We start from the raw sequence: 280 nt of genomic DNA, 5'->3' as shown, positions 1-280 counted from the left end.
GTGGCGAAGGCGGTGCTGGGCATCACCACCACCGTCGGGCTGGTCGAGCGCCTGACCATGGACAAGACCTTGCGGCGCATTTGCGGATTTCCGCCGTTTGCAAAGCTGCCTTCGGAGGCGACGTTTTCGCGGGCTTTTGCGCAGTTCGCTGAGGAGCGACTGGTTGAACGCGCCTACGAAGCCATGATCAAGGAGCACCTGGGTGACCAGTTGATCGGACATATCAGCCGCGACGGCACGGCCATTGCTGCCCGCGAGCGGCCTGCAGCGGCGGCCAGCG

The 280-nt window shown here is 64.6% G+C and carries 1 protein-coding gene; it reads left to right on the top strand.

Going from position 1 to position 280, the window contains the following annotated elements:
- Positions 1 to 280 (top strand): transposase (locus F1735_RS34870; RefSeq protein WP_167241623.1); only part of this gene is annotated, 280 nt, incomplete at both ends.

Origin of the sequence: Massilia genomosp. 1 (assembly GCF_011682185.1) — a bacterium.
Classification (GTDB): Bacteria; Pseudomonadota; Gammaproteobacteria; order Burkholderiales; family Burkholderiaceae_D; genus Telluria_A; species Telluria_A rubra.
This window is presented reverse-complemented; position numbering and strand designations above follow the sequence as displayed.